Annotated in this window: 21 protein-coding genes and 1 other RNA gene; 11 read left to right on the forward strand and 11 right to left on the reverse strand. The window is 67.4% G+C overall.

Annotated elements, in window-relative coordinates; all coding sequences use genetic code 11:
- Positions 1-579: amino acid ABC transporter ATP-binding protein (locus ABY44_RS31655; RefSeq protein WP_060173233.1), on the forward strand; the 579-nt coding region annotated here is incomplete at its 5' end.
- Positions 580-679: 100 nt separating this feature from the next.
- Here the strand turns inward: ABY44_RS31655 and ABY44_RS31660 are convergent.
- Entirely contained in the window at positions 680-5,917 is a 5,238-nt protein-coding gene (locus ABY44_RS31660) for an autotransporter outer membrane beta-barrel domain-containing protein (protein WP_060174142.1), read from the reverse strand.
- A gap of 581 nt (positions 5,918-6,498) precedes the next feature.
- Positions 6,499-7,410, reverse strand: coding sequence for a class II glutamine amidotransferase (locus ABY44_RS31665; protein WP_081052699.1), 912 nt, complete (start codon positions 7,408-7,410; stop codon positions 6,499-6,501).
- A 205-nt stretch (positions 7,411-7,615) separates the two neighbouring features.
- Between ABY44_RS31665 and pyrC the strand changes: the two genes are divergently transcribed.
- From pyrC to rnpB, 3 genes are all read left to right on the forward strand, one after another.
- On the forward strand, positions 7,616-8,680 hold the full coding sequence (gene pyrC, locus ABY44_RS31670; RefSeq protein ID WP_027788369.1) for a dihydroorotase: 1,065 nt from the start codon (positions 7,616-7,618) through the stop codon (positions 8,678-8,680).
- On the forward strand, positions 8,677-9,567 hold the full coding sequence (locus ABY44_RS31675) for a DUF3025 domain-containing protein (protein WP_060174143.1): 891 nt from the start codon (positions 8,677-8,679) through the stop codon (positions 9,565-9,567). The genes pyrC and ABY44_RS31675 overlap by 4 nt, the downstream gene beginning before the upstream one ends.
- 12 nt (positions 9,568-9,579) lie before the next feature.
- An RNA gene (gene rnpB / locus ABY44_RS31680) (RNase P RNA component class A) lies at positions 9,580-9,991 on the forward strand.
- Between the two features lie 70 nt (positions 9,992-10,061).
- Here rnpB and ABY44_RS31685 read toward each other — a convergent pair.
- Both ABY44_RS31685 and ABY44_RS31690 read right to left on the reverse strand, forming a co-directional pair.
- Positions 10,062-10,526, reverse strand: coding sequence for an OsmC family protein (locus ABY44_RS31685; RefSeq protein ID WP_027788367.1), 465 nt, complete (start codon positions 10,524-10,526; stop codon positions 10,062-10,064).
- Between the two features lie 410 nt (positions 10,527-10,936).
- Entirely contained in the window at positions 10,937-11,242 is a 306-nt protein-coding gene (locus tag ABY44_RS31690; protein ID WP_060174144.1) for a DUF1090 family protein, read from the reverse strand.
- 311 nt (positions 11,243-11,553) lie between these two features.
- Here ABY44_RS31690 and rplM point away from each other — a divergent pair, with 311 nt between their 5' ends.
- From rplM to erpA, 4 genes are read left to right on the forward strand one after another with little or no spacing between them, the layout of a single operon-like run.
- Complete coding sequence (rplM, locus tag ABY44_RS31695; RefSeq protein WP_009687896.1) at positions 11,554-11,982, forward strand: 50S ribosomal protein L13; 429 nt, start codon at positions 11,554-11,556, stop codon at positions 11,980-11,982.
- A 10-nt stretch (positions 11,983-11,992) separates the two neighbouring features.
- On the forward strand, positions 11,993-12,385 hold the full coding sequence (rpsI, locus tag ABY44_RS31700) for a 30S ribosomal protein S9 (RefSeq protein WP_011883283.1): 393 nt from the start codon (positions 11,993-11,995) through the stop codon (positions 12,383-12,385).
- A gap of 9 nt (positions 12,386-12,394) precedes the next feature.
- Entirely contained in the window at positions 12,395-12,583 is a 189-nt protein-coding gene (locus tag ABY44_RS31705) for a hypothetical protein (RefSeq protein WP_196488043.1), read from the forward strand.
- Positions 12,584-12,603: 20 nt separating this feature from the next.
- Positions 12,604-12,975: an iron-sulfur cluster insertion protein ErpA gene (erpA, locus tag ABY44_RS31710; RefSeq protein ID WP_006751888.1), complete on the forward strand. Its 372-nt coding sequence runs from the start codon at positions 12,604-12,606 to the stop codon at positions 12,973-12,975.
- Positions 12,976-13,082: 107 nt separating this feature from the next.
- Here the strand turns inward: erpA and ABY44_RS31715 are convergent, their stop codons facing one another.
- Positions 13,083-14,231 carry an anhydro-N-acetylmuramic acid kinase gene (locus ABY44_RS31715; protein ID WP_060174145.1) on the reverse strand — a complete coding sequence of 383 codons (1,149 nt, stop codon included), beginning with the start codon at positions 14,229-14,231 and terminating at the stop codon, positions 13,083-13,085.
- Between the two features lie 142 nt (positions 14,232-14,373).
- Here ABY44_RS31715 and tyrS point away from each other — a divergent pair, with 142 nt between their 5' ends.
- The 3 genes from tyrS to ABY44_RS31730 are packed head-to-tail and all read left to right on the forward strand — an operon-like array spanning position 14,374 to position 16,756.
- Positions 14,374-15,615: a tyrosine--tRNA ligase gene (gene tyrS, locus ABY44_RS31720; protein ID WP_059685236.1), complete on the forward strand. Its 1,242-nt coding sequence runs from the start codon at positions 14,374-14,376 to the stop codon at positions 15,613-15,615.
- A complete protein-coding gene (dtd, locus tag ABY44_RS31725; protein WP_011350959.1) occupies positions 15,612-16,070 on the forward strand; it encodes a D-aminoacyl-tRNA deacylase in 459 nt (152 codons plus the stop codon). The genes tyrS and dtd overlap by 4 nt, the downstream gene beginning before the upstream one ends.
- 23 nt (positions 16,071-16,093) lie before the next feature.
- Complete coding sequence (locus ABY44_RS31730; RefSeq protein ID WP_059693814.1) at positions 16,094-16,756, forward strand: histidine phosphatase family protein; 663 nt, start codon at positions 16,094-16,096, stop codon at positions 16,754-16,756.
- Positions 16,757-16,816: 60 nt separating this feature from the next.
- On the opposite strand, the gene ABY44_RS31735 is transcribed toward ABY44_RS31730, so the two are convergent.
- From ABY44_RS31735 to purH, 6 genes are all read right to left on the reverse strand, one after another.
- Positions 16,817-17,944 (reverse strand): ParB/Srx family N-terminal domain-containing protein, encoded by a 1,128-nt coding sequence (locus ABY44_RS31735; protein WP_060174146.1) that lies wholly within the window; start codon positions 17,942-17,944, stop codon positions 16,817-16,819.
- A 152-nt stretch (positions 17,945-18,096) separates the two neighbouring features.
- Positions 18,097-19,050, reverse strand: a complete 954-nt coding sequence (locus tag ABY44_RS31740; protein ID WP_060174147.1) for an oxygenase MpaB family protein — start codon at positions 19,048-19,050, stop codon at positions 18,097-18,099.
- A gap of 24 nt (positions 19,051-19,074) precedes the next feature.
- Positions 19,075-20,145 carry a Holliday junction branch migration DNA helicase RuvB gene (ruvB, locus tag ABY44_RS31745; protein ID WP_021162489.1) on the reverse strand — a complete coding sequence of 357 codons (1,071 nt, stop codon included), beginning with the start codon at positions 20,143-20,145 and terminating at the stop codon, positions 19,075-19,077.
- 108 nt (positions 20,146-20,253) lie between these two features.
- Positions 20,254-20,835, reverse strand: a complete 582-nt coding sequence (gene ruvA, locus ABY44_RS31750; RefSeq protein ID WP_021162490.1) for a Holliday junction branch migration protein RuvA — start codon at positions 20,833-20,835, stop codon at positions 20,254-20,256.
- Positions 20,836-20,999: 164 nt separating this feature from the next.
- Complete coding sequence (ruvC, locus tag ABY44_RS31755; protein WP_027788361.1) at positions 21,000-21,542, reverse strand: crossover junction endodeoxyribonuclease RuvC; 543 nt, start codon at positions 21,540-21,542, stop codon at positions 21,000-21,002.
- A gap of 154 nt (positions 21,543-21,696) precedes the next feature.
- Positions 21,697-23,262, reverse strand: coding sequence for a bifunctional phosphoribosylaminoimidazolecarboxamide formyltransferase/IMP cyclohydrolase (purH, locus tag ABY44_RS31760; RefSeq protein WP_021162493.1), 1,566 nt, complete (start codon positions 23,260-23,262; stop codon positions 21,697-21,699).
- Between the last annotated feature and the right edge of the window lie 12 nt (positions 23,263-23,274).

Genomic DNA, 23,274 nt, shown 5'->3' on the forward strand with positions numbered 1-23,274 from the left:
CTCGAGCCGTTCCAGCAGGGCGAGATCCTCGTGAACGGCCAGTCGGTCGGCGACAAGAAGACGAACCTGTCGAAGCTGCGCTCGAAGGTCGGGATGGTGTTCCAGCATTTCGAGCTGTTCCCGCACCTGTCGATCACCGAGAACCTGACGCTCGCGCAGATCAAGGTGCTCGGCCGCGGCAAGGACGAGGCGAACGAGAAGGGCCTGAAGCTGCTCGACCGCGTCGGCCTGAAGGCGCACGCGCACAAGTTCCCGGGCCAGTTGTCGGGCGGCCAGCAGCAGCGTGTCGCGATCGCGCGCGCGCTGTCGATGGACCCGATCGCGATGCTGTTCGACGAACCGACGTCCGCGCTCGACCCCGAGATGATCAACGAAGTGCTCGACGTGATGGTCGAACTCGCGCAGGAAGGGATGACGATGATGGTCGTCACGCACGAGATGGGCTTCGCGAAGAAGGTCGCGCATCGCGTGATCTTCATGGACAAGGGCGCGATCGTCGAGGACGACCGCAAGGACGATTTCTTCTCGAATCCGAAATCGGAACGCGCGAAGGACTTCCTCGCGAAGATCCTGCACTGAGCGTTCGCGCGGGTCACGCGCTTCACGCGCGTCGATGCGAACACCGCCCGGCCGAGCGCCGGGCGGTTTTTTTTCGTCCGCTGTCCGCCGTTCGCGGGCGTTACCAGCTGTAGCGGTAGCCGACCTGCCCGACGATGCCGCGCCGATAGTCGCCGCCGATGTTGCGCGCGATCTTCGCGTTCGCGTACAGCTCGCCTGACTTGCCGAAGCTCGCGGTCACGCCGACGCCGAGTTCGTACCACGTGCGGCCGAGATGCGTCGCGAACGGCGTGCCGCCGACGACGGTCTGGCCCGGCGACAGGAAGTCGTGCAGCACGTCGGCCGTGAAGTACGGCGTGGCAGCGCTGCCGCCCGAAGCGGACTGCAGGTTCGGCCGGAAGATGCGCACCCCGACGCGGCCGCGCAGCGCGTTCGTCGTCGTACCCGATACCGCCGATACGTTGTCGTTGAACCCGTTCAGCTTCAGGTACTGGTACATCAGCTGCGCCTGCGGCTCGACCGCGACCGGCAGGCCGCCGATCGCGAAGGGCTTGCCGACTTCCTGCGACAGCGCGACGCCGAAGCCGTTTTGCGACGCCTCGTTGCCGTAGCTGTCGCGATAGCGGTTGCCGTAGTGCGTGACCTGCCCGACGCTGTCGAAGTACGTGCCGTCGGACAGGTACTTCGTCCAGTAGCCGCCGACGCTCTGCGCGTGCATCTCGACCGAGCCCGTCGACGTCGACAGGTTGGCCGTATCGGCGCGTGCCATGTCGCTGAAGCTCGCGTTCGACACGCCGATGCTGGCCGTCACGCCCGCATGCGTGCTGCCGGCGCCGTTCGGCGCCTGGTCGAGCGTCCAGTCCTTGCCGAACTGCGCGAAGAAGGTGCGCTCGTCGGCCGAGAAGCGGCCCGCGTTCGCGTCGAGGCTCTGGCCGCCGATGCGCCCCCACACGCCGTCGCGATTGCCGGGCTGCTGCTTGTCGAGGTTGGCGATGTCGCCGACGCGCTCGTGCAGCTTGCCGAGCGTCGAGAAGCCGTAGTCGGCGTTCAGCAGCGGCGTGAGCGCGTAGCCGGCGACCCCGGGCCGATACGCGAGCGTGCCGCCGCTGCCGTTGCCGTTGCCGTTCCCGCCGCCGTCGCCGCCACCGGACGGGTGGATCGGGTCGCCCGGGTCTGACGGATCGAGTTGCGAGCGCAGGTACCAGCCGTTCGCGTCGCCTTGCCCGCCGCGATAGAGCCGGTATTCGTACGCGCCCGCCTGCACGGGCCCGGCGAGCTGGAATGCCGATGCGGTGGTCGTGCCGCCGTTGGTCGTGACGACCACCGGAATCCCGTCGCCCTTCGTCTGCGCGCCGGTGCCGGCCGTGTTGGCGATCTTCAGGCCCGTCGTGCCGCTTGCCGTGCCGCCGTTCACGATCACCCGGTCGGTCGGCGATGCGTCGGCGCCGAGGAACGTGTTGAGCGCGATCGTGCCGCCGTTGCCGACGTAGCTGCCGGTCGTGAGCGTCTTGTAGCTGCCCGCGAGCGTCGGCGAACCGGTCGGCGCGGCGAATGCGACCAGGCCCGCGTTGTTCAGGCTGCTCAGCACGGAGCTGCCCGTCATGCGCCACGTGCTGGTGGAGTCGACGGTCAGTGCGACCGGGTCGATCTTGCCGGTCAGGGTCGTGCCGTTCGCGAGGCGCACGTTGCCGGTGCTCGAGGCGTCCGAGACGATGTCGCCGGCCAGGTTCACGGCCGATGCGGTGAAGGTGGCGTTGCTGCCGTTCGACAGGTCGAGCAGCGTACCGTTGCCGGCCGTCACGACCGTGCCGTTGCGCACCGCGATGTCGGCCGTGCCGCCGCGCGCGGCGAAGGCCGGGCCGGTCGCGGCCGTCACGCTGCCGCCGTCGACGAGCACCGAACTCGTCGCGCCGTTTGCGAGCGTATCGGACGTCAGCACGCCGGCCGCCGCGCCCTTGAGCGTCGTGCCGGTCAGTGCGAGTACGCCGCCGCTGTCGGCGGTTGCGCCGTTGCCGGCGGCACTGGCGATCGTCGAGCCCGTATCGCCGATGCGGCCGCCGTTGCGTGCGACGATGCCGTCGGCCAGGCTGCCCGATGCGGCGATCTTTGCGGCCGACAGCAGGGCCGTCGCGCCGCCATCCATGACGATCGCGTGTGCGCCGGCACCCGTCGTCGCGACGGTCGTGCCGGTCGCCGCAAGCGTCGAATCCGCGCCCGTCACGTGGACGCCGAGCGCGTTGCTACCGGCGGTGCGCACGACCGTCGCCGCATCGGCCGCGATGCGCGCGCCACCGCCCGTCGACACGATGCCGTTCGCGCCGCCGCCGGTCGTCGTGACCTGTGTGCCGGACAGCGCGATCGTCGTATTCGTGCCGAGGTTGTGAATCCCGCTGCCCGAACCGCCGGCCGCGATCGACGTCGCACCGGCCGCGATCCCGCCGCCCGATACGGTCGAGTCGATCAGCACGCCGTCGGCGCTGCCGTTCGCGATCACGGTGCCGGTGCCCGACAGCGCGACCGATGCGCCGACACCCGTCAGACGCACGCCCGCGACGCCGTCATCGGCTTCGATCGAACCCGCGTTGGCCAGCGTGGCCGACGCGCCCTGCACGAGCGCACCGGTGCCGTTCGATACGCGGATCGTCGACGCGTTGTTCACCGTGCCGAGCGTGCCGACCACGACGCCCGTCGAGCCGGCGCCCGTCAGCAGCACCGAGTCGCGGTTCTCGAGCGTGCCGAGGTTCTGCGCGACGAAGCCCGTCACGCCCGCGGTCGACGACGTAACGGCCGCGTCGTTGGTCAGCGTCGTCGCGACCGGCGCGCCGGCATTGGCGCCGGCGAGGTCGTGCGCCTGGCCGTCGACGACGCCCGCGATCGCGCCTGCGGCATTCAGGTTGATCGTCGCGCCCGCGTCGATCGTGCCTTGCGCGCCGCCCTCGACGCCGATCGCGATCCCGTTTGCGCCGTTGACGTTGTAGATCGCGTTACCGGTCGACAGCACGGTGCCGGCGTCGGTCGCGAGCACGCCGTGCGCGCGCTGGCCGTTGACGTCGGTCGTCAGCGTTCCGGCTGCCGACGCGCCCGTGTAGGCAGCGCCGCCCGCGACTCGGAACAGCGTCGAATCGTCGGTGTCGACGCTCAGGTGCTGCGCGGCGACGTTGATCTTCGAGCCGGCGCCATAGGCATAGAAGCCGATCTGGCTGGTGCCCGACATGAACGCCGGCACCGCGTTGGCGCCGACGTCGATCGTCGCGCCCGAGCGCGCGTGCACGCCGATCGCGCCGGTGCCCGTCAGGTTGAGTGCGCCGTCGAGCGTGGCTTTCGCGTGCGGCCCCTCGGCCCACACGCCGTAGTTTCGTGTGCCCGATGCGGGATCGAGGCCGCCGGCCACGTTGATCGTGCCGGTCGAGGTCGCGGCCGTCGCGTTCGTGCCGGTCCCGACGACCATGATGCCGATGCCGTTTACGCCGTTCAGCGTGATGGTGCCGGTGTTGGTCACGGTCGCCGCCGTGTTGGCCGCGAGCATGCCGACGTTGGCGAGCGGCGTGCCGGGCGCGGCACCGTTGACGACGATCGAGCCCGCGTTGGTCAGCGTGCCGGACGACGAGTTGATGCTCGCCATGGCGGCGCCGTTCTGCGTCTGCGAACCGATCACGATCGTGCCGAGGTTGTTCGCGGTGCCCGACGGGCCGAGCAGGATGCCGTATGCGTGCGTGGACAGCGCGACGTCGTTCGCGGCCTCCGGCGCGCCGGCATCGTACTGGGCCGCGCGGCCGAGATAGATCGTGCCGCCGGCTTCGTTCGTGAAGCTGCCGCCGGCGACGAGGCCGCCGATCACCTGGCTGTCGAGCGTCGTCGCGTTGACGCCGACGTTGATCGTGCCGGCGTTCGATGCGCTCGCGCCGTCGGTCGCGGCGATCGCGTAGTTCTGCAGGTCGAGCCGGTTGTGGTCGAGATTCCACGCACCGACGTTCATCACGCCGTTGTTGACGAACGTGGTGCCCGTACCGTTGGCATACACGCCGCTGCCTTCGACGTACGTATCGAGGCCGAAATTGTCGGGCGGTGCGGTGCCGCCCGTGCCGACATTGTCGCCCGACGTGTAACCGGACGAAATCACGCCGTTGTTGACGCCGCTCGCGCCGCTCAACAGGCGCACCAGGGTGAAGTCGCCCGACAGGCGCCCGTCGTTGACGAAGTGCGCGCCGTTTTCCGCGACGACGGCCGCGCTCGCGTCGATCGTATTGGCGCCGCGGAAGTCGATCTGGCCGTCCTTGCCGATGTGCAGCGTCGCGTTCGCGCCCGTGCCGTGCATCACCGACGGATAGTTTCTGGGGAGCGCGTTCTTGTCGTCGGGCGACACGTTGTTCGCATACTCGAAGGTTTGCGTGGCGAACGTCACGGCCTGGCCGAACGCATTGTCGTAGGCTGCCTGCGAGCCGAGTGCGCCGTTCTGGACCGAACGCACGAGAAAGTTGTTGTACGCGGCGAGCGACGCGGCGTCGGTGACGGTCCACTTGCTGCCGTCGAACGCGGTGAAGGTGCCCGCGTAGGTCGGCACGTCGAGCTCGATGCGGCCGACGGGGCCACCGCTTGCCAGATAGTCGCCGGTGATGAACCAGACCTGGTTCCGCGAATTCCAGTTGATGACGCTCGGTGTCGAGCCGGTGCCGTCCGCGTAGGTCAGGTCGGTCTGCTTGGCCGCGATCGTGATTGCGTTGCCGGTCGCCGCGGGCGCGTTCGCGGGATTGCCGATCGATACGTCGAGCGTGCCGCCCGAATTCGCGACCGTGCCGATGCGCGTGTTCACGTACTGGTCGCCGTTCACGTCGTGATAGACCTGCACGACGGTCGAGCCCGCGTTCGACGCGACGAACGCGGTCGAGTCGTAAGTGGCGACGGACGTATGGCCGCCCGTGATCGAGTCGGGGGTGCCGACGCTCTGCGTCTTGCCGCCGAGCGACACCAGCGGCTGATCCGGATTGCCTGAAATGATGGGCGTGTTGGCGAACGGCATCGGCGTGTAGCCCATGTCGCCGGTTGCGCCGGTCCATGCGCCCGTCAGGCCGACGCGGTCGCCGCCCGACACGGTCGTGGCGCCGGCGAGGTTGTCATTGACGGTCGGGCTGAAGCTGCCGAGCGCGCAGGTACCGCCGCTCGCGACGGCCGCGCCGCTGCCGCACGTCGATGCGTACGCGGAGCTTGCCGACAGCATGGCCAGCACGGCACCGAGTGCCGCGGCGCGAAGGCCTGCACCGGATGGGCTGCCCGACCGCTTGCCGCGCGCCCGCGCCGTTTCCGCAACCGCGACCCAGCAGCCGGTGGTCTCGCTCCATATCGATCGAAATGAGTGATTCACGACAAGCCCCTCTCTCTTGTTTTGATGTGGTTTTCACCGCGGTGCGGTGAAATCGCAATCCGCGGTGGGGAATGGCGTGAATGGATGTGTGGCGTCCGTGGCCGTATCTCCGTCATTCGCGATTCGTTACACCGAGGATGAGCGGACTCTACTGATCGGGAAGGAGGTGAATTGTCGGGAAGCTAACAAATGCGGCAATAGTGCCGCTTTTATTCGGTATTTTTTGATTGTGTGATGAATCGAACTGAAAGCCTTGTGGGGTAAGGATTCGCCCGATTATTTGCGTGCGGGTTCGTGATCGCTGGATCAGTGGGGTGGCGCACGGTTTGCGTCAGGTCGATACGTTAAAATGCGGTTTCCGGATTATCTGCATTCCGATTGAGTGATTTATTATTTTCTCGTCTGGATCGTTTTATATTGAAACGCATCGAATCGGGCGAATGTTGTGCTGCTTCGCTTCGATATACGGGAATCTGGCCCGGATGAACCGGAATCGGCGCGGGGCGAGCGATATGACCCGGCGGCGAGCCGTCGACTTGCCGGACAGCGGCTGACAGGGGAAGGGCGCTGGCGCGCCGGGCTCAGAAGTCGATCGCGTCGTCGGAATCGACGTCGGCGGCGGTGGCGAGCGCCTCGCGCGTGTCACGCGGCGCCGACGCCGATGCGTCGAGCGCCGGATTGCGCAGCTTCTCGAGCACGCGTTCGGGCACCGGGATCCGCATCCGCGCGGCGACGTCGCCGCACTGGAACATGATCAGTTCGCCCGGCTCGAACGCGGTCCAGACTTCGTTGTCGGTGAGCGGTTGCGTCGCGATCACCGCGACGCGATCCTCGGGCGTCGTGTATTTCGCGAAGTCGATCGACAGGTCTTCGTCGACGAGATGCGCGGTCGAGAACGGCCAGCGCCGCACGAGGTAGTGCAGCCGCGTCGAGCAGTGCGCGAACAGCGCCTGGCCGTTCGACATCAGGAAATTGAACACGCCGTGATCGGTGATGCCGCGTGTCAGCTCGCCGACGCGCTCGAACAGTTCGGGCAACGGCGGCTGCGCGCCGGGAAACGTTTCGCGCAGCCCCTGCATCAGCACGCAGAACGCCTGTTCGCTGTCGGTCGTGCCGACCGGATGATAGACGCTGCCGTCCATGTCCGGTGCGTAGTCCTGGAGGTCGCCGTTATGCGCGAAGATCCAGTGCCGGCCCCACAGCTCGCGCATGAACGGATGGCTGTTCTCGAGCAGGATGTGGCCCTGCGTCGCCTTGCGGATGTGCGCGATGGTGTTCTTGGACTTGATCGGGTAGCGCTTCACCATTTCGGCGATCGGCGACGTGGCAGATGCCTGGTGATCGATGAACAGGCGGCAGGCCTTGTCCTCGAAGAACGCGATGCCCCAGCCGTCGGCATGGTGATCGGTGAGCCCGCCCCGGGCCGCGAAACCTGTGAAGGAGAATGTGACGTCCGTCGGCGCGGCGCAGTTCATTCCTAAGAGTTGGCACATTTTACTTGGGGCAGCAGGCTCAGGCGGGGGGTAACGAACCGGGCGAACCCCGGTACAATGCGGCTTCTAGCATATCACCGAGCCCTGAGCGGTAAAAAGCGGATTCCGCTGGCCAAAGGCCCCGTGTTGCGGTTTGCCGTCAGTCGGCCCGCGCACGCGTGTTCCGGCCCCGCCAACGGCAAGCACGTTCCTCACGACGCCTCCTATGACTGCCTCGAACGCTTCCTCCCCGGCGACGCTCTCGCTCGCCCGTCCTGACGACTGGCACCTGCACCTGCGAGACGGCGACATGCTGGCCGCCGTGCTGCCGCACACCGCGCGCCAGTTCGGCCGCGCGATCGTCATGCCGAACCTGAAGCCGCCGGTGACGACCACCGCGCAGGCGCAGGCCTATCGCGAGCGCATCCTCGCCGCGCTGCCGGCCGGGATGACGTTCGAACCGCTGATGACGCTGTACCTGACCGACAACACGCCGCCCGACGAGATCCGCCGCGCGCGCGAAAGCGGCTTCGTGCACGGCGTGAAGCTGTATCCGGCCGGTGCGACGACGAATTCCGACCACGGTGTCACCGATCTCGCGAAATGCGCGAAGACGCTCGAGGCGATGCAGGAAACCGGCATGCCGCTGCTCGTGCACGGCGAGGTGACCGACGCATCGATCGACCTGTTCGACCGCGAGAAGGTCTTCATCGACCGCGTGATGACGCCGCTGCGCCGCGATTTCCCGGGCCTGAAGGTCGTGTTCGAGCACATCACGACGAAGGACGCGGCCGACTACGTGCGCGACGCCGATGCGGCGCCCGGCCTGCTCGGCGCGACGATCACCGCGCATCACCTGCTGTACAACCGCAATGCGCTGTTCGTCGGCGGGATTCGCCCGCATTACTACTGCCTGCCGGTGCTGAAGCGCGAGACGCATCGCGTCGCGCTGGTCGAGGCCGCGACGTCGGGCAACCCGCGCTTCTTCCTCGGTACCGACAGCGCGCCGCATGCGCGCGACGCGAAGGAAACCGCGTGCGGCTGCGCGGGCTGCTATACGGCGCTGCATGCGCTCGAACTGTATGCGGAAGCGTTCGACCACGCCGGTGCGCTCGACAAGCTGGAAGGTTTCGCGAGCTTCTTCGGCGCCGATTTCTACGGGCTGCCGCGCAGCGCCGAGACGGTCACGCTGCGTCGCGAGGCATGGGAGTTGCCGCGCGAGATCTTCGCGGGCGATACGCCCGTCGTGCCGCTGCGCGGCGGCGAGACGATCGGCTGGAAACTGGCGTGACCTTCGCGCCGCCGCGCGAACCTGGCCAAACGGCCGGTAGCGGGGCGGCGGATTTTGCGCGGATCGACTGGTCCGTGCCGTGGCTCGCGCCGTACGCGGGCCCCGGCCGCGTTGTACAGGCGGCCGCGAGGGCGGGCGAGGCCGCGCTGCTCGACGCGCTGAACGGCGCCCTGGGCGATACCGGGCCCGACGGCCCGCGCACCAGCGGCCGTGGCCGGCCGCTGCGGTTCGTGCCGCAGGCAGCATTGCCGCCCGGCGTCGCGTACGAGACCCATATCGCAGAGACGGGCGGTGTCCCGACCCGCCACAATCTGCACGACTTCTTCAACGCGCTCGTCTGGTTCGCGTATCCGCGCGTCAAGGCCGCACTGAACGCGCGCCAGGCCGCGGCGATCGACGCGGCGGGCGGGGTCGGCCCCGTGCGCGGCACGTTGCGCGACGCGCTCACGCTGTTCGACGAGAACGCCGCGTTGTTCGTGACGGCCGACCGTGCGCTCGCCGACGCGCTGCGCGGGTTCGACTGGCCGCGGCTGCTGGTCGCCGCGCGCGATGCGTGGGGCACGCGCTGCGAGGCGCGGCTGGTCGGCCATGCGCTGCTCGAGAAACTCGTCGCGCCTTACAAATCCTGCACCGCGCACACGTGGATCGTCGAAGTGGGCGCCGACTATTTTTCGTGGCCCGACGCGCAACGCATCGCGCATGTCGACGCCCGTGTCGCCGCGGAACTCGCGACGCGCGCGCTGACGAGCCGCGATTTCGCGCCGCTTCCGGTGCTCGGCGTGCCGGGCTGGTGCGATGCGAATGTCGAGCCCGCGTTCTACGACGATCCGGCCGTATTTCGCAGCGGCCGCCGCTCGCGCGCTGCCGGCGGCGGCGCGCAGTGCTAGAATGCGCGTCGCAAAGCAGGCCAGGCAGTCGCGGCCTCGCCGCCTTCGGGCGCGCGGGGGCGAGGAAAGTCCGGACTCCACAGGGCAGGGTGATGGCTAACGGCCATCCGTGGCGACACGCGGAACAGGGCAACAGAAAGCAAACCGCCGATGGCCCGGCGCAAGCCGGGATCAGGTAAGGGTGAAACGGTGCGGTAAGAGCGCACCGCGGCGACGGCGACGTTCGCCGGCACGGTAACCTCCACCCGGAGCAATTCCAAGTAGGCAGGCGCGCATCTTCGGATGCAGGACGGGGCCCCCGTCTCGTCTGCGGGTAGGAAGCTTGAGCGCGTCAGCAATGGCGCGCCTAGAGGAATGGCTGCCACGCGTTGCGTGCTTCGGCGCGCAGCGTGCACAGAATCCGGCTTATCGGCCTGCTTTGCCGTTCGAATGCGAAAGGGCCGGCGTCTCCCAACGGAGCGCCGGCCCTTTTTTCATGTGTGCTCGCCGTGCGGTCAGCCGGCGACGATGTCGAACGAATGCGTGAGTTCGGCCGTCTTCGCGATCATGATCGACGCGGAGCAATACTTGTCGTGCGACAGGTTGATCGCGCGTTCGACCGTGGCCGGGTTCAGGTTGCGGCCGGTGACGGTGAAGTGGAAGTGCACTTTCGTGAACACCTTCGGGTCTTCGCTCGCGCGTTCGGCCTTCAGTGTGACCGAGCAGCCGCTGACTTCCTGGCGGCTCTTCTTCAGGATCAGCACGACGTCATAGGCCGTGCAGCCGCCGGTGCCGAGCAGCACCATCTCCATCGGGCGCGGCGCGAGGTTGTGACCGCCGCCTTCGGGCGCGCCGTCCATCGCGACGAGGTGGCCGCTGCCGGTCTCGGCGGAAAACGCCATGCCGTCCTGGCCCATCCAGCTTACTTTGCATTCCATGCTTGCACTCCAGCGTTGCCTGATTCGGATTCGATCCGGCATTGTAGCCCGCGGCGCAACGGCCGGCTGATGCGGTGCACGACGCGCAACGCGGGCACCGCGTGAGCAGCGCACCGGACAGCCAATTCCCCTCGGGACTTAGGGGTTTTGCTCTAGACGAGGGCGGCTCCTGATCGTGCTTTCCGGAATCAGGCCATTGATTTCAAAGAGAAAAGTCGTGATTCAAACGCGTCGCATTAAATTTCATATTGTGGCGTTTGATTTCGCAATGCAAATTTTCTTGTGGAGTCGACGACGCGTTCGTATAATGAGCCTCATTGGTTGTCGCGCTGCGGCAACCTCCGAATGTCTCCTCCACCCTCCTCCTATGGTGGATTAAGCCCGAACCAGCCGTTCGGGCTTTTTTTCGTCCCATGCAAACATCGGCGCGCGGTTTGCGCGCGCCGACAGGGTCACGCGGGCTGCCTTGCGGCAGGCTGCGAGGTCGCGTCGGGCGGCGTGCCGCGCGGGCGCGCATCGGGCGCCGGCGCGTGGACGGCCGATGCATGGCCGTGCCCGCGTGCGCAGAAGTGGCGGACGCGTTCGCGCACTGCGCGCAGGCGGGCGACGCGATCCTCGGCATGCGCGGCACGGGCTTCGGCAAGGCGTGTATCGAGGGCTTCGAGCTTGGCTTCGCAGTCGGCGCGGGCGGCGACGGCAGGTGCCGCGGCGGCCAGCATCACGGCCGCGAAGAAGGGTGTAAGTCGTTGATTCATCATGCTTGTTTGTTGTTTTCCGTGTTCGGCCGGTCTGGCGCGGCAAGGTCATGTGCCGCGTGTCGATGGGTGCCTCCCCGGGCGCTCGGTTCGCCTGGCTTGTCGGGGCACGACCGGATTTTGGCCCATTTCGGCCGCCGTGGACACGGGGAGCGGATTCCCTTTGACCGCGTTGCGGTATTTCCTTTATAATTCAGGGCTTTTCCGCATTCATGCCCACGGAAAAAGAACAGGGAGAGCCTGCACCGCGCCTCGAAGCGCACACAGACAAGCAGGAAGAACACATCGGGCAAAGCAATTTTTTTGGATCGATCATGAAGACGTTTTCCGCAAAAGCCCATGAGGTGACGCGCGAATGGTACGTGATTGACGCGACGGATAAGGTTCTCGGCCGTGTTGCCAGCGAAGTGGCACGCCGTCTGCGCGGCAAGCACAAGCCTGAGTTCACCCCGCACGTCGACACTGGTGATTTCATCATCATCATCAACGCGAGCAAGTTGAAGGTCACGGGCAACAAGACTCTGGACAAGAAGTACTACCGTCACTCGGGCTACCCGGGCGGTATCTATGAAACGACGTTCGGCAAGATGCAGGAACGCTTCCCGGGCCGCGCGCTCGAGAAGGCGGTCAAGGGCATGCTGCCGAAGGGCCCGCTCGGTTACGCGATGATCAAGAAGCTGAAGGTCTACGCAGAAGCGACGCATCCGCACTCGGCTCAACAGCCGAAGGCGCTCGAGATCTAAGGGGACCCACATGATCGGTAACTGGAACTACGGTACGGGCCGCCGCAAGAGCGCAGTCGCACGTGTCTTCATCAAGGCTGGCAAGGGCGACATCATCGTCAACGGCAAGCCCATCGCTGACTACTTCTCGCGCGAAACGTCGCTGATGATCGTGCGTCAACCGCTGGAACTCACGAACCACGGCCAGACGTTCGACATCAAGGTGAACGTGAACGGCGGCGGCGAAACGGGTCAGGCAGGTGCAGTGCGCCACGGCATCACCCGTGCACTGATCGACTACGATGCGACGCTGAAGCCGTCGCTGTCGAACGCAGGCTTCGTCACGCGCGATGCACGTGAAGTCGAGCGTAAGAAGGTCGGTCTGCGCAAGGCACGCCGCGCCAAGCAGTTCTCGAAGCGTTAATTCCGCTTCATGGCCGAGCCGCTTCCGGGCGGCGTCCGCCGGAAAAACCGCCAGCTTTTGCGCTGGCGGTTTTTTTATGTCCGTTTCCAGGCGCGTGCTGCCGCGGCCTGCGCATGCGTGTTTGATGAAATCGACAAGAACCTATTGATTTCATGGACTTCAGCACGATCTTCTGATCGGCCCTACAATAGCGGCTAAAGCTTTTTGGAGAGTTCGCAATGAACGCTGTTACCGAATCCGCAGCAACGACGGCCGAAATGCCGGTTCCGTTCGTCTTCACCGACGCCGCAGCCGACAAGGTCAAGCAACTGATCGACGAAGAGGGCAATCCCGACCTGAAGCTGCGCGTGTTCGTGCAGGGCGGTGGCTGCTCCGGCTTCCAGTACGGCTTCACGTTCGACGAGGAAGTCAACGAGGACGACACCGTGATGAACAAGAACGGCGTCCAGCTCCTGATCGACTCGATGAGCTACCAGTACCTGGTCGGCGCCGAGATCGACTACAAGGACGACCTCAACGGCGCCCAGTTCGTGATCAAGAACCCGAACGCGACCACCACCTGCGGGTGCGGCTCGTCGTTCTCGGTCTGAGCGCACGACAGATCCACGCCGGTTCGCCGGAATGAAAAACGGGGCATCATGCCCCGTTTTTTTGTGCCCGTTTTCCATGCGGCGCTCGCCGCGCGGGCGGCACCGCGTCAGCGCGGATAGAGCGCGCCGAGCACGCGGTTGCCGGCCGCACCGGTGACCGTCGCGAGATTGCCGGGCTGGCGCGCGGTGAAACGGTACGCGAGCCACGCGAACGCGAGTGCTTCGACCTGCTGAGGCGGCACGCCGAGTGCCGCCGTCGTATCGACCGTGGCCGGCACGCCGGCCTCGCGCAGCGCGTGCCGGAGCGCATCGAGCAGCACCGGATTGCGCGCGCCGCCGCCGCATACGAACACGGCCTTGCAGCCCGCTGCATGCTGTGCGATCTCGCGCGCGACCGAAACGGCCGTGAGCGCGGTGAGGGTGGCCTGCACGTCCTGCGGCGCGACGTGTGAGAACGTGGCGAGCTTCGCGTCGAGCCAGGCGGGATTGAACAGGTCGCGCCCGGTGCTTTTCGGCGGCGGTGCGGCGAAATAGGGCTCGTCGAGCAGCGCGTCGAGCAGCGCTGCATGGACGGTGCCGCGCGCCGCGAACTTGCCGCCGTCGTCGTACGGCTTGCCGAGATGGCGGGTCGCCCATTCGTCGAGCAGCGCATTCGCGGGGCCGCAGTCGAAACCGCGCACGTCGCCGCCTTCGCCGGGCAGGATCGTGATGTTGCTGATCCCGCCGAGATTGCAGACGACGCGCGTCTCGCCCGCCGCGCCGAACACCGTTGCATGGAAGGCGGGCGCGAGCGGCGCCCCGTGGCCGCCTGCCGCGACGTCGCGGCTGCGGAAATCGGCGATCACGTCGACCTGGGCCAGCTCGGCGAGCAGTGCCGGGTTGTTGATCTGCCGCGTATAACCGCGCTCGGGGCGATGGCGCGCGGTCTGGCCGTGCACGCCGATCGCGCGGATCTCGTCGCGCGACAGCCCGGCCGTGCGCTGCAATTCGTGGCAGCACACCGCATAGCGCGCGACCAGCGCGTTCGCGGCGAGCGATTCGCGGTCGATCTCGTCGTCGCCGGGCTGCTGCAGCGCGAACAGCACGTCGCGCAGCGATTGCGCGAAGCCGACGAACGCTTCCGCGAGCACGACCGGCGCCTTGCCGGCCTCGAAACGCACGGCGACACCATCGACGCCGTCCATGCTGGTTCCCGACATCAGCCCGAAGTAGATGCCGTCGGCCGGATGGGCGTTTTGCGGCTGTCGTTGCGGCACGTTGGGTTCTCCTGGATCGTGCGGCGCGGGCCGGTGCCGCGCGCCTTGCGCCCGATTATCCGCGCAACGCGGCGCGCCGTTAAGCGATGGGCGCGCAAGTTATGGGAAAATCCCTGTTTTTGCGACATTCTTCCTGGCACCGATGAGCACCGAACCCAGTTCCAAGCCTGTTTTCCCGATCACCGACGAAGTCCGGCATGCGCTCGCCGTCACGAAGCGCGGCGTCGACGAACTGCTGATCGAGGAAGAGTTCGCGCAGAAGCTCGCGCGCAGCGCGGCCACGGGCACGCCGCTTCGCATCAAGCTCGGCCTCGACCCGACCGCACCCGACATCCACATCGGCCACACCGTCGTGCTGAACAAGATGCGTCAGCTGCAGGATCTCGGCCACACGGTGATCTTCCTGATCGGCGATTTCACGTCGCTGATCGGCGATCCGTCGGGCCGCAACGCGACGCGCCCGCCGCTCACGCGCGAGCAGATCGAGTCGAACGCGAAGACCTACTTCGAGCAGGCCGCGCTCGTGCTCGATCGCGAGAAGACCGAGATCCGCTACAACAGCGAATGGTCGATGCCGCTCGGCGCGGACGGGATGATCAAGCTCGCGTCGCGCTACACGGTTGCGCGGATCCTCGAACGCGAGGATTTCACGAAGCGCTTCCAGGGCGGCGTGCCGATCTCGATCCACGAATTCCTGTACCCGCTGATGCAGGGCTACGATTCGGTCGCGTTGAACGCCGATCTCGAGCTGGGCGGCACCGACCAGAAGTTCAACCTGCTGGTCGGCCGCGAGCTGCAGAAGCAGTACGGCCAGGAACAGCAGTGCATTCTCACGATGCCGCTGCTCGAAGGCCTCGACGGCGTCGAGAAGATGTCGAAGTCGAAGGGCAACTATGTCGGCATCAGCGAGAAGCCGACCGACATGTTCGGCAAGCTGATGAGCATCTCGGACACGCTGATGTGGCGTTACTTCGAACTGCTGTCGTTCCGCGGCCTCGACGAGATCGCCGGCTTCAAGCGCGAGGCCGAAGGCGGCCGCAACCCGCGCGACTTCAAGGTGCTGCTCGCGCAGGAAATCGTCGCGCGGTTCCACTCGCAGGCCGACGCCGAACGTGCGCTCGAGGACTTCAACCACCGCGCGAAGGGCGGCGTGCCGGACGACATCCCGTCGGTCACGCTCGCGGGCGCACCGCTCGCGATCGGCCAGCTGCTGAAGCAGGCGGGGCTCGTGCCGTCGACGAGCGAAGCGCTGCGCAATATCGAGCAGGGCGGCGTGAAGATCGATGGCGCGACCGTGTCGGACAAGGGCCTGAAGGTCGAAGCCGGCGAGTTCGTCGTCCAGGTCGGCAAGCGCCGCTTCGCGCGCGTCACGCTGACCGCATGATCGCGCTGATCCAGCGCGTGAAGCGCGCCGACGTGCGCGTCGGCGACCGCACGACGGGCGAGATCGGCGCGGGCCTGCTCGCGCTCGTCTGTGCGGAGCGCGGCGACACCGACGCAGCGGCCGACAAGCTGCTCGCGAAAATGCTCGGCTACCGCGTGTTCAGCGACGCCGCCGGCAAGATGAACCTGCCGGTGTCGAATATCGACGGCGAGGGCCGCGCAGGCGGCCTGCTGCTCGTGTCGCAGTTCACGCTGGCGGCCGATACCAACAGCGGGCTGCGTCCGAGCTTCACGCCGGCCGCGCCGCCCGACGAAGGCGCGCGGCTTTTCGACTATTTCGTCGCGGCCGCGCGTGCGCGCCATCCGGTCGTCGAGACGGGCGAGTTCGGCGCCGACATGCAGGTGTCGCTCGTCAACGACGGCCCCGTGACATTCTGGCTGCAAGTGCGGCCCTGATTCTTCCCCGGAGACGCCCCGCGATGGCCACCACGCAGATTCTTTTCATCCGCCATGGCGAGACGGCCTGGAATCGCATCAAGCGCATCCAGGGCCATATCGACATCCCGCTGGCCGACACCGGGCTCGCGCAGGCCCAAAAGCTGGCCGCGCGGCTCGCACGCGACGCGCGTGACGGTGCACGGATCGACGCGGTCTATTCGAGCGACCTGATGCGCGCGCAACAGACCGCGCAGCCCTTCGCCGATGCGCTCGGGTTGCCGCTGCTGCTGCGGGAAGGGCTGCGGGAACGCTCGTACGGCGCATTCCAGGGGCACGACAGTACCGAGATCGAGGCGTTGTTTCCGGACGCATACGCGGCGTGGCAGACGCGCGATCCGGGCTTCGCGCCGGAAGGCGGCGAGTCGCAGCGTGAGTTCTATCACCGCGTGCTGCACGCGCTCGAGCCGATCGTGGCCGCTCACCCGGGCGGCCGGATCGCGTGTGTCGCGCACGGCGGCGTGCTCGACAGCGTGTACCGGTTTGCAAACGGCATCGAACTGTCGGCGCCCCGCAATTATCAGCTGCTCAACACGAGCATCAACGTCGTCGATTACGCGGATGGCCGCGCGCAGGTCGTGCAATGGGCAGACGTCTCGCACCTGGACGCCGCGAGCGACGACGACGGGTACCGCAAGGTGCTCTGAACCGGCAGGCTCCGTCCGGCATGGCCGGCCGGGGCTTCCTTCGCGCGTGGCGCTCGCCGCTTACTGCGGCAGCGCGTGGCGGGTCTTGTAGTCGAGCGCGTACGCGATCTTGCCGGGCTTGTCCGCCGCGATCGGCTGGCGCAGCTTGTCGAATTCTCCCTTGTTGTATTTCTTCCCGCCGTTGATCGCGTCCGCGCGCCCGAGGTCGGCGCCCGTCTTGCCGTCGATCACGGGGTCCGTGGCCGCGACCATGCGCGCCGACGCATTCCAGACCGCGTTCAGGTAGCCCGTGTCGGCCTTTGCCGGATCGGGATCGGTTGCGCCGGCGCGCGTCAGGTCGTAGCCGGCGAGCGAGAACGTGCCCGGTTGCGCGCGCAGCCAGTCGGCCCAGTAGAACTCGAGGTAGTCGGTGGCTTGTGCGGGCTTGCTGTAGGCGATGTCGCGCGTGAAATAGACGAGCGAGCGGTAGCGGTCGTTCGTCATCCCGAGTTTCAGGCCGAGCCCGGTCGGCAGTTGGGCGGCCGTGATCGGCTTGCCGTCACCGTTCTTGAGGCGCAGATAACCGCGGCTCTGCATCTGCTGCCAGAACGCGTCGCCCGAGTAGTCGCTGAGGTTGTCCTTGACGACGACGTGCACGTGCAGCGCCGGGCCGCCGTCGGGCGTCTCGTAGTAGGTCGACAGGCCGTGGTGGCCGTCGGTCAGGTACAGCGCATCGCCGTTCGGGCCGATCACGACCGGGTTCAGCACCGACCGGTCGCGGGCGTTCGCGTCGGTCGTCTTGCACGCGTAGCTGGCGGGATCGCGCAGCACCGACTTGGCCGTGTAGCCCGCCGAAGCGACACCGCCGAGGCCTTCGTCCGCACAGAAGTCGTCGAATTTCTTGTCGGGCTGCAGTTCGTAGCGGCCGAGCTTGTAGTAGATCTGGTCGTAACCGATTGCACCCTGCGTCGGATGGAGGTCGCCGAGCGTCACGTCGATCAGGTCGCCCGCACGGGCAGCCTTCCACTTGCCCGGTTGCGGCGTGACGGTGGCGGGCGGCGCCGGGGCAGGCGCGGTCGGGGTGCCGCCGGACGGCGTTTGCGCGTCCGAACGCGCGACGGCGGCGACATCGTCGCCTCCACAGGCGCCGAGGGCGAGGACGGCGGACAGGTTGGCGGCGAGGGCGAAACGGATCGGCAGGCGTGGCATCGCGGGTATCGGGTGTCGGTCGGATTGGCGGAACACCGCGCGGGTCACGGACAGGCGGGACGGACGGCGCGTGCGACCGTGCGCGGGTGCAAGCCCGTCAGCTTGTCACAGGTATTTGACAGCAAATTGAAATGACTGGAAGAAGCGGATCGTCAGGTGGACGAGGTGCCGTCGGGCGGTGCTGCCGTCGCGCGGCGGCGCGCACGCTTTGACGCGCCGTTCACGAGCGCCCAGCGCAGCACGGGCGCGACGACCCGTATGCCGGGCCGGACCACCGCGCGCCGCAGCGGCGCGAACGTGGACACGCCGAGCATGCGCTGCGCCCACGGCGGCAGCAGGTCGATTCCGGCATGCATCACCAGTGACGCGGCCGGCCGCAGCACCGGCTTCGCGACCGGCACGTTCAGCAGGATGGACATCACGTCGAACGTACGCGGCCCGGCCTCGAGTTCGGGCTGCATGCGTGCGAGATACGCGGCCACCTCGGCACGCGAACGGGGAACCTCGTGTGCGCCGAGCAGTTCGGCGACCAGTGCCGTCTCGGCGTAGTAGCGATCCTGCAATTCACCCGGCAGGGCCGGATTCACGTAGCGCAGATGCGCGGCGAGGAAACTCGATACTTCCGCGACGTGCACCCAGGTCAGCAACGCCGGATCGTCGGCGCGATACGGCCGGCCGTCCGGTGCGGTGCCCGATATGTGCGCGTGGATCGATTTCACGCGCTCGATCAGTGCGAGTGCGTCCGCGCGACTGCCGAAGGTCGTACCGGTGATGAACGTGGCGGTGCGCCGCAAGCGACCCAGGATGTCGGTGCGAAACGACGAGTGATCCCAGACGCCCGCGAGGGCGAGCGGATGGAGCGCCTGCAGCAGCAGTGCGGCGATGCCGCCCGTCATCATCGACGTGAAGTCGGCATGTACGCGCCAGCAGACGGCGTCGGGGCCGAACAGCCCCGGGTCTCCGGGCGGAGAGGAGAGGTCGAGCGACGGGCCGCCGCCGCCCGCCGTCAGGTGCGTGACGCCGGCCACGAGCCGCTTGCGGATCGGTTCGGCCCAGCGCGGGCCCGGTGCGGGTGTGGCGGGGTGGTGGCTGGGCGGCGTCGTCATGGCGGGTGCGGCTCGGGCGACGGGTTACTTCCCGTCGGGGGTATCCCACTCGCCGCGTTCGGTGCGGCCGGCGTCGGGCACGGAAAGCCCGAAGTGGCGATACGTGAGCAGCGTCGCGACGCGCCCGCGCGGCGTGCGCTGCAGGAAGCCCTGCTGGATCAGGTAGGGCTCGAGTACGTCCTCGATCGTGTCGCGCTCTTCGCCGATCGCCGCCGCGAGGTTGTCGATACCGACCGGGCCGCCGTCGAACTTGTACAGGATCGCCTCGAGCAGCTTGCGGTCCATCAGGTCGAAGCCGACCGGATCGACGTCGAGCATCGCGAGCGCGGCATCGGCGACGGCCGCGGTGATCTGGCCGTCGGCCTTCACTTCCGCGAAGTCGCGCACGCGGCGCAGCAGCCGGTTCGCAATCCGCGGCGTGCCGCGCGAGCGCTTCGCGATTTCCAGCGCGCCGTTCGGATCGATCTGCGCGTTCAGCAGCGATGCCGAGCGCCGCACGATGCGCGACAGTTGATCGGCGTCGTAGAACTCGAGGCGCGCGACGATCCCGAAACGGTCGCGCAGCGGGTTGGTCAGCATCCCGGCGCGGGTGGTGGCGCCGACCAGCGTGAACGGCTGCAGGTCGAGCTTCACGCTGCGCGCGGCCGGGCCTTCGCCGATCATGATGTCGATCTGGTAATCCTCGAGTGCCGGATACAGGATTTCCTCGACGACCGGCGACAGCCGGTGGATTTCGTCGATGAACAGCACGTCGTTCGCCTCGAGGTTCGTCAGCAGCGCGGCGAGATCGCCCGCGCGCTCGAGCACGGGGCCGGACGTCTGGCGCAGGTTCACGCCCATCTCCCGCGCGATGATGTGCGCGAGCGTCGTCTTGCCGAGGCCCGGCGGCCCGAACAGCAGCACGTGGTCGAGCGGCTCGGAGCGGCGCTTGGCGGCTTCGATGAAGATCTCGAGCTGGCCGCGCACCTTTTCCTGGCCGACGTAGTCGTCGAGCTGGCGCGGCCGCAGCGCACGTTCGAACACCTCCTCGTGCGACGAGGCGGGCGTGGCGGCGATGATCCGCTGCTCGGTGGCGAGTTTGTCGGTTTCAATCATGCGGCCATTGTACCGCGCGCCGCACTCCCGCCCACCTGGCCGAACGGCCGACTGGCGCGCGATGCCGCGCCGCGCGACACTGGTTTCGACGGCCGGATTGAACGCGCGTTACGCCTTCGACAACGCCTTCAGTGCGAGCTTGATGCCTTCGGATACACCGGTGCCGGCCGGCACGTTCTTGATCGCGGCCAGGCCTTCCTTTTCGGAATAGCCGAGCGCAAGCAGCGCGTTGAGGATGTCGGTTGCGTGGTCGGACGGCGACGCGGCGCCGGCGAGCGCGCCGAGATCGGCGCCGAGCTTGCCCTTCAGTTCGAGCAGCAGGCGTTCGGCCGTCTTCTTGCCGATGCCGGGCAGGCGCGTGAGGCGTGCGGCGTCCTGCATCGTCACGGCCTGCGCGAGTTCCTGCACGCTCATGCCGGACAGCACGGCGAGCGCCATGCGCGCGCCGATGCCGGTGATCTTCAGCAGTTCGCGGAAGGTCGTGCGCTCTTGAGGCGTCAGGAAGCCGTACAGCAGGTGCGCGTCCTCGCGGACGATCTGCTGCGTGAGCAGCACGACGCGCTCGCCCGTTTGCGGCAGGTTGTAGAAGGTGCTCATCGGCACGTCGATTTCGTAGCCGACGCCGTTGCAGTCGACGAGCAGGTGAGGCGGGTTCTTTTCGAGCAGGATGCCGGCGATGCGACCGATCATGGAGGGCGGGATGCGAGGAATAAAGCGCGAGTGTAGCGCACGTGCGGCGCAATGCCGACGGGATCGGCCGTCAGGCCGGGGCAACGGGTGTCGTGGGTGTGCCGCGTCCGGTCGAAACGCTCAACACGGTCGATCCGGCTGACCGCACGCCGGCGTGCGCGATGTCAGCCGACCAGCCGCCCGCGCCGTACGCGCAGCCCTTTCTTCGCGAGCGCCGGCGCGAGGCCGCCGAGCGTGTTGAGCGTGTCGCCGCCGTGCGCGTGGCAGATCGCCATGCCGAGCGCGTCGGCCGCGTCGGAGCCCGGCTGTCCGGAGAGATTGAGCAGCCGCGTGACCATCTCCTGCATCTGCGTCTTGGTCGCGCGGCCGTAGCCGACCACGGCCTGCTTGAGCTGCAGCGCCGTGTATTCGGCGACGGGCAGGCCGCCCGCGACGAGGCCGCAGATCGCGGCGCCGCGCGCCTGACCGAGCAGCAGCGTCGACTGCGGGTTCACGTTGACGAACACCTTTTCGATCGCGGCCTGATCGGGTGCGTGCTCGCGCACGATGGTCGAGACGCCCTGGAAGATCGTGCCGAGCCGGGTGGCCAGGTCGGCGGTCGGCGTGCGGATCACGCCGCTCGCGACATAGGCGAGCCGGTGGCCGCTGACGTCGATGATGCCGAAACCGGTGACGCGCAGGCCAGGGTCGATGCCGAGAATTCGCATGAGTGAGGAGAATGGCGTGATGCAGCGATACTACAACGAATGGTGTGCGGCGCCGGCCGCACGGTTGCGTGCGCCGGCGCAACACAATAAAAAACCCGGCGGGTGCAATGCCGCCGGGTTGTCGTGCAGCGGCCGCGCGGGCCGCAGGCCGCGATCAGTGACGGAAGTGACGCACGCCCGTCAGGATCATCGCGATGCCGTGCTCGTCGGCTGCGGCGATCACTTCGTCGTCGCGCATCGAGCCGCCCGGCTGGATCACGCAGGTCGCGCCGGCCGCCACGACGACGTCGAGGCCGTCGCGGAACGGGAAGAACGCATCCGACGCGACGGCCGAACCGGCCAGCGTCAGGCCCGCGTTCTGCGCCTTGATGCTTGCGATGCGCGCGGAATCGACGCGGCTCATCTGGCCGGCGCCGACGCCGAGCGTCATGCCGTTGCCGCAGAACACGATCGCGTTCGACTTCACGTATTTCGCGACGCGCCACGCGAACAGCAGGTCGTCCATTTCCTTCGCGGTCGGCTGGCGCTTCGTGACGACGCGCAGCTCGCTCGGCTGCACGTTCTTCGAATCGAGCGACTGCACGAGCAGGCCGCCGCCCACGCGCTTCAGGTCGAATGCGTTATGGCCGTCGCCCAGCGCGATCTCGAGCAGGCGCACGTTCTGCTTCGCGGCGAACACCTGCTTCGCGGCGTCGGAGAACGACGGGGCGATCAGCACTTCGACGAACTGCTTCGCGACGGCCTGGGCAGCCGCTTCGTCGACTTCGCGGTTGAACGCGATGATGCCGCCGAAGGCCGACGTCGGATCTGTCTGGAACGCCTTCGCGTACGCGTCGGCCGAATCGTTGCCAACTGCAACGCCGCACGGGTTCGCATGCTTGATGATCACGCAGGCCGGTGCGTCGAACGTCTTCACGCATTCCCACGCCGCGTCCGAATCCGCGATGTTGTTGTACGACAGTTCCTTGCCTTGCAGCTGGCGGTAGTTCGCCAGCGCGCCGGCCGGCGTCGCGAGGTCGCGGTAGAACGCCGCGCTCTGGTGCGGGTTCTCGCCGTAGCGCAGGTCCTGCACCTTGTCGAACGCCAGGTTCAGCGTGGCCGGGTACGTGCTGCGCGAGGCGTGCTTCAGCTCGTCGGTCAGGCTCGTCAGGTAGTTCGTGATCGCGCCGTCATATTGCGCGGTGTGCGCGAACACCTTCGTCGCGAGGCGGAAGTTGGTCGCGTAGCCCACCGCATTGCCGTTCGCCTTCATTTCATCGAGCACGACCGCGTAGTCGGCCGGATCGACGACGACCGTCACGTCGCGGTGGTTCTTCGCGGCCGAGCGCAGCATCGTCGGGCCGCCGATGTCGATGTTCTCGATCGCGTCGGCGAGCGTGCAGTCGTCCTTCGCGATCGTCGCGACGAACGGATACAGGTTCACGACGAGCAGGTCGATCGTCGGGATGCCGTGCTGTTCCAGCGCCTGCATGTGCTCGGGCAGGTCGCGGCGGGCGAGGATGCCGCCGTGCACCTTCGGGTGGAGCGTCTTCACGCGCCCATCGAGCATCTCCGGGAAGCCCGTGTAATCGGCCACTTCGGTCACGGGCAGGCCGGCGTCGGCGAGGAGTTTCGCGGTGCCGCCCGTCGACAGCAGCTTGACGCCGAGGTCGGACAGCGACTTCGCGAAGTCGACAATGCCGGTCTTGTCGGAAACGGAAATGAGCGCTTGCTTGATCATGATGGAACCACC

This window comes from Burkholderia sp. ZZQ-2 (genome assembly GCF_050768715.1).
Lineage (GTDB): Bacteria > Pseudomonadota > Gammaproteobacteria > Burkholderiales > Burkholderiaceae > Burkholderia > Burkholderia cepacia.